Genomic DNA, 4,813 nt, shown 5'->3' with positions numbered 1-4,813 from the left:
CGACACCTTCACCGGCGACGTCCTGTCCCGCCTCGGGGTGGCCAACGTCTACGCCGGCCACCCCGAGCGGTACCCGAAGATCCCGCTGGACGAGCTGAACGCGTCCGGCGCCGACCTGGTCGTCCTGCCGGACGAGCCGTACCGCTTCACCGAGGACGACGGCCCCGAGTCGTTCCCCGGCATCGACGTCGCGCTGGTCGGCGGGCGGCACCTCACCTGGTACGGCCCGTCGCTGGTGCGGGCGCCCGCCGCGCTGCGCGCGCAGCTCGGCGCCGCCCGGCGCTACTGACCGGACCTGCTGACGGGCCCTACTCGGAAGGCTCCTCGGCGCCGGGCGGGCGCCGGGTGAACATCGCCTCCACGCAGCGCGCCATCCGCCCGTCCAGCTCCTCGGCCGGGACGTCGATCTCCCGCGCCAGGTGCTCGCGCAGCAGCGTGTACCCGTAGATCGTGGACGCGATCGCCGCCTGCACGGCCTCCACGTCGTCGATCGGCAGCTCGCCCCGGGCGGCCTCCGCGGCGAGGTCCTTGCGGCCCTCGCCGCGGTTGAGCAGCACCCGGGGCCGGTCGTCGCCGTCGAGCACCAGCAGCGTCGCCAGCAGCACCGGCTCCGGGTGGCGCAGGCTCGTCCAGAACAGCCGCGACAGCCGCTTGCGCAGCGGCAGCCCGGCGGCGCCCGCCGCGTCCTCGGCGTTGGGCCGGGACCGGTGGAACAGCGCCGAGCGCAGCAGCGCCCGCCGCGACCCGAAGTACTGGTAGACCAGCCCGCGGTTGACGCCGGCCTCGTCGGCGACCTGCCGCAGGTTGAGGCCCGCGAGGACGCCGCCGCGGCGCAGCAGCGCGATCGCCGCCGCCCGCAGCGACTCCTCGGTCGCCTCCCGGTCGCGGGTCCGCTCGTCCCGGCGCCCCGCCCGCGGGCCGGTCACCGCGGCCTCCCGAACGCTCGGCGGGTCACGCCTTGGGGCCGCCCGCCACGTAGATCACCTGGCCGGACACGAACGAGGCGTCCTCGCTCACCAGGAACGCCACGACGCCCGCGATGTCCTCGGGACGGCCCACGCGGCGGACGGGGATCTCCTTGGCGGCGGCGTTCTTGAAGTCCTCGAAGCCGACGCCGACCCGCTCGGCGGTCGCCGCGGTCATCTCCGTCTCGATGAAGCCGGGCGCGATCGCGTTCGCGGTCACGCCGAACTTGCCCAGCTCGATCGCCAGGGTCTTGGTGAAGCCCTGCAGGCCCGCCTTGGCCGCCGAGTAGTTCACCTGCCCGCGGTTGCCGAGCGCCGACGTCGACGACAGGTTGACGATCCGGCCCCAGCCGGCCTTGGTCATGTGCTCCTGCGCGGCGCGGCTCATCAGGAACGAGCCGCGCAGGTGCACCGACATGACCGAGTCCCAGTCGTCGTCGGACATCTTGAACAGCAGGTTGTCGCGGGTGATGCCGGCGTTGTTCACCAGCACCACCGGCGGGCCGAGCTCGGCGGCGATCCGCGCGACGGCGGCGGCGACCTGCTCGGAGTCGGCGACGTTCACGCCGACGGCGAGGGCCCTGCCGCCCGCCTTCTCGATGGTCTCCACGGTGCCCGCGCACGCGGCCTCGTCGAGGTCGCAGACCGCGACGGCGAAGCCCTCGCGGGCGAGCCGGACCGCGGTGGCCGCGCCGATGCCGCGCGCCGACCCCGTGACGATGGCGACCCTGGTGTCGGTCATGTCGTTCTCCCTGCCCTCCGTCGAAGCCGGACGTGTCAGACCTGGATGTCCTTGGCGATGATGGTCTTCAGCACCTCGCTGGTGCCGCCGTAGATCCGGGTGACCCGGGCGTCGGCGTACAGGCGCGCGATCGGGTACTCCAGGATGTAGCCGTAGCCGCCGTGCAGCTGCAGGCACTTGTCCACGACGCGCTGCTGCACCTCGGTGCAGAACAGCTTGGCGACCGCGGCGTCGGCCGGGGTCAGCTCGCCGGCGTCGAGGGCCTCGATGCACCGGTCCACCAGCGACCGGGCCGCCTCCACCTCGGTGGCGCACTCGGCGAGGACGAACTTGGTGTTCTGGAACGAGGAGACGGTCTTGCCGAAGACCGTGCGCTCCTGGACGTACTTGCGGGCGAACTCGACGGCGGCGGCCGCGGAGGCGTAGGAGCTGGTGGCGATGCCGAGCCGCTCCTCGGCCAGGTTGTGGGTCAGGTAGCTGAAGCCCGCGCCCTCCTCGCCGAGCAGGTCCTCGACGGGCACCTTCACGTCGACGAACGACAGCTCGGCGGTGTCGGAGCTGCGCAGCCCGATCTTCTCCAGCTTGCGGCCGACCGAGTAGCCCTCGCTCTTGGTGTCCACCACCAGGATCGACAGGCCGGCGCGGCGGTTCTCCGGCGTCGCGGGCGACGTGCGGGCCACCACCAGCACCCGGTCGGCGAGGACGCCGCCGGTGATGAAGGTCTTGGCGCCGTTCAGGATGTAGTGGTCGCCGTCGCGCTTGGCGGTGGTCTGCATGCCGGCGAGGTCGGAGCCGGTGCCCGGCTCGGTCATCGCGATGGCCGTCATCATGTCGCCGCTGATGAACGGCGGCAGCCAGCGCTTCTTCTGCTCCTCGGAGGCGTACTTCAGCAGGTACGGCAGGACGAGGTTGACGTGCACGCCGTAGCCGCCGAAGCTCACCCCGGCGCGGGCGCACTCCTCGGAGATCACGGCCTGGTACTTGAAGCTGGTCTCGCCCGCGCCGCCGTACTCCTCCGGCACCTGGATGCCGAACACGCCCAGCTCGCCGAGCTTGTTGTAGAAGTCGCGGGGCGGGTGCCCGGCCTGCTCCCACTCCTCGTAGACGGGAGCGACCTCGGCCTGGATGAAGTCCCGGATCGTCTCCCGGAACGCCTCGTGGTCCTCGTTGAACAGGGTGCGGCGCACGCTCGGCCCCTTTCGCTGCGAACTAACAGAACGCTAACTTAGCTCGAATCCCGTTCTAGCAGCAAACACCGGGCAGGCGCGAGCACGCCCCATGATCGCGGGCAGGGCGGATTGCGGAATCTAGCGTTCCGTTCGGCGCGTCGGGGGAGCGGGCCGGCTCAGCAGGTGGGCTCGCAGACGCGCCGCGACACGGCCTTGAGGAAGATCCGCTGGATCTGCTCCGGCGTCTCGGCCACGTACACCTCGCCGCGCGTCGCGTGCGCCACCCGCCGCAGGTCGCGGACGTCGACGTCCGGCCCGTACCCGAGCATGTTGATCTGCACGGGCCGCTCCGGGTCGTAGGCGCGGCGCAGCTCGGCGAGCGTCTCGTCCAGCGTCGGCCCGTCCGGGTCCTCGTCGCGGCCGTCGGTCCATAGCAGGATCGAGTTCACGAACTCCGGCTTGTAGGTCCGCGTCATGTAGTCGAACGCCGCCAGGACCGTGTCGTACAGGCCGGTGTCGCCGTGCTTCTTCACCCGCATCTGCGCGAACGCGCTCAGCACGCGCTGCCGGCGGGTGGACGACCCGAGCCGCTCGCCGAGCGGGCCGACGCCGACCAGCTCGCGCCAGTCCCGCCCGCCCGGCAGGTCCGTGGAGAACTCCCACTGGCCGAGTTCGCTGTCGTCGGGCAGCAGCGACAGCCCGCCCTGCGCGGTGCGGATCGTCGACTGCAGCCGCGACACCCCCGGCGCGACCGGCTCGGCCATCGAACCGGAGATGTCCATGATGCTGAGCATCCGGATGCTGAGCGACAGCTGCGCCCACGCCTGCATCGTCTGCGCGACGGTCGAGGCGGACGGCGCGGCCAGCGCGCGCGGGGCCTGCGGGTCCAGCCCCGTCCGCGCGGTGAACGACGCCGGGGCGGCGCCGTCCGGCGTCCGGAGGCCGAGCTTCTGCACGTCGGCGCGCGCGGCCTTGGACGTGAGCGCCTTCTGGAGCAGCCGGCCCGCGAGCACCTTCGCCGTGTCCTTGGTGAGGGCGGTGGCCGGGTAGTCGAGGAGCACCGAGCCCTCCGACGGGTACACCGCCACCGCCGGCTCCGCCGCATGCGCGGCGTTGTAGGCGTACACGGCGCGCTCGGGGGCCAGGGCCACCGGGTAGGGCTGCTCCGTACCGCCGCGGAACGCGGTGAACTCGGCGTTCACCGACGCGGCGACGCCCTCCCGGATCGTCCGGACCACGCCGGTGAACACCGCCTGGCCGTCCGGCGACCCGCCCATCAGCGTCCCGGCCAGCATCAGCGTGCCCATGCCGGTCGCGCTGCGGTCGGGGTCGGGCACCTGGAGCCGCAGCAGGTGCGGGGGGATCGCGCCGCCGCCCGCTCCCGCTCCCGCCCCCGCGCCCGGCGTCCCGCCGGAGTCATCCGCCGTCCCGGCCGCCTCCAGCAGGTCGCGCCAGGACGGCCGGGCCGGCACGCCCGCGGCCCTCAGCTGCGCGGCGAGCGCCTTCGGCATCGCCACCACGATCGGGCTGGACGCGATCCCGCCGAGCGCGGTGAACGGCACCGGCTGCGCGGCCCGTCCGGACCCCTGCACGAGCCCGATCCACAGCGACGAGTCGGGGATCCACACGTCCGGCCGCTCGGTGACCCCGGCCGAGCCCTTGCCGGACAGCAGGGTCGCGACCGCCGCCGGGTCCGCGGCCCGCACCCGCACCCGCGCGCACCGGCCGCCGATCTCGTGCCGGGCGTCGTTGAACCGGCCGGCCGCCTTCACCACGGCGGGCTCGACGTCGGGCGCTGCCGCGACCGAGAGCGTCATCGCGTCGCCGCCGGAGCAGCCGGCGCGGGACGAGGCGAACGCGTACACCCCGAACCCCGACAGCACGACCAGCCCGACGGCCGCCGCGAGCGGGCCGAGCAGGATGCCCGAGCGGCGCCG

General features: G+C 73.5%; 5 protein-coding genes. 1 reads left to right on the top strand and 4 read right to left on the bottom strand.

What is annotated here, in order from left to right:
* Positions 1-289, top strand: a 289-nt coding sequence (locus tag ABZ914_RS46610; RefSeq protein WP_500201080.1) for a helical backbone metal receptor, incomplete at its 5' end; no start/stop codon positions are given.
* Between the two features lie 19 nt (positions 290-308).
* On the opposite strand, the gene ABZ914_RS46605 is transcribed toward ABZ914_RS46610, so the two are convergent.
* The 4 genes from ABZ914_RS46605 to ABZ914_RS46590 form a co-directional block, all read right to left on the bottom strand.
* Positions 309-926 carry a TetR/AcrR family transcriptional regulator gene (locus tag ABZ914_RS46605; protein WP_500201079.1) on the bottom strand — a complete coding sequence of 206 codons (618 nt, stop codon included), beginning with the start codon at positions 924-926 and terminating at the stop codon, positions 309-311.
* A 25-nt stretch (positions 927-951) separates the two neighbouring features.
* A complete protein-coding gene (fabG, locus tag ABZ914_RS46600) occupies positions 952-1,707 on the bottom strand; it encodes a 3-oxoacyl-ACP reductase FabG (protein ID WP_433251553.1) in 756 nt (251 codons plus the stop codon).
* Positions 1,708-1,742: 35 nt separating this feature from the next.
* A complete protein-coding gene (locus tag ABZ914_RS46595; RefSeq protein WP_433154306.1) occupies positions 1,743-2,894 on the bottom strand; it encodes an acyl-CoA dehydrogenase family protein in 1,152 nt (383 codons plus the stop codon).
* A gap of 158 nt (positions 2,895-3,052) precedes the next feature.
* Positions 3,053-4,813, bottom strand: a 1,761-nt coding sequence (locus ABZ914_RS46590; protein ID WP_500201078.1) for a substrate-binding domain-containing protein, incomplete at its 5' end; no start/stop codon positions are given.

This window comes from Spirillospora sp. NPDC046719, assembly GCF_040645715.1.
GTDB lineage: Bacteria > Actinomycetota > Actinomycetes > Streptosporangiales > Streptosporangiaceae > Spirillospora.
This window is presented reverse-complemented; position numbering and strand designations above follow the sequence as displayed.

Excerpts from the sequence above, each read along its gene's own strand:
- fabG (WP_433251553.1), bottom strand. The coding sequence starts at position 1,707 with ATGACCGACACCAGGGTCGCCATCGTCACGGGGTCGGCGCGCGGCATC.